At 76.4% G+C, this 1,030-nt stretch carries 1 protein-coding gene; it reads right to left on the minus strand.

What is annotated here, in order from left to right:
* Positions 1–99: 99 nt before the first annotated feature.
* Positions 100–1,030: hypothetical protein (locus tag KBX37_RS33945; RefSeq protein ID WP_374103951.1), on the minus strand; the 931-nt coding region annotated here is incomplete at its 5' end.

The following is a 1,030-nucleotide window of genomic DNA, read 5'->3' on the forward strand; positions in this document are numbered from 1 at the left end:
CCGCCGGACAATCTTCCTGGCGCGGGCCGCCCCATCGGGGTCGGCCCTCGACTGCGTAGCGCCACTGATGGCGCAATGAGGAAGGATGTACCTGTGAGTTCAGAACCGCAGGGCGGAGATCGTCCGCGCCGTTACCAGGATCGCGCCGACCGCCCCGAAGGGCGCGGCGCCGGCCCGCGTCGGGACGACCGTCCCCCGTACCGGGGAGACCGTGACGACCGGGGCGGCCAGCGGGGCGGCTCCGGCGCCGACCGCGGCGGTGACCGTCGCGAGGGCGGCTTCCGTTCCGGTCCGCGCGAGGGCGGCTTCCGCCGCGACGGCGACGCGCCGAGCGGTGACCGTCGTGAGGGCGGCTTCCGCCGCGACGGTGACGCCCCCCGCAGCGGTGGCTTCCGCGGCGGTGACCGCCGTGAGGGCGGTTTCCGTTCCGGTCCGCGTGAGGGTGGCTTCCGCCGCGACGGCGACACCCGTGGCGGCGAGCGCCGTGAGGGTGGTTTCCGCCGCGACGGCGACGCGCCTCGTGAGGGTGGCTTCCGTGGCGGTGACCGCCGTGAGGGTGGCTTCCGCCGGGACGGCGAGGCGCCGCGCGGTGGCGGTTTCCGTGGTGGCGAGCGCCGCGAGGGTGGCTTCGGTGGCGGTGACCGTCGCGAGGGCGGTTTCCGCTCGGGTCCGCGTGAGGGTGGCTTCCGCCGCGACGGCGACACCCGTGGCGGCGAGCGCCGTGAGGGTGGTTTCCGCCGCGACGGCGACGCGCCTCGTGAGGGTGGCTTCCGTGGCGGTGACCGCCGTGAGGGTGGCTTCCGCCGGGACGGCGAGGCGCCGCGCGGTGGCGGTTTCCGTGGTGGCGAGCGCCGCGAGGGTGGCTTCGGTGGCGGTGACCGTCGCGAGGGCGGTTTCCGCTCGGGTCCGCGTGAGGGTGGCTTCCGCCGCGACGGCGACACCCGTGGCGGCGAGCGCCGTGAGGGTGGTTTCCGCCGCGACGGCGACGCGCCTCGTGAGGGTGGCTTCCGTGGCGGTGACCGCCGTGAGG

It is taken from the genome of Micromonospora sp. U56 (genome assembly GCF_018070095.1).
GTDB lineage: Bacteria > Actinomycetota > Actinomycetes > Mycobacteriales > Micromonosporaceae > Micromonospora > Micromonospora purpureochromogenes.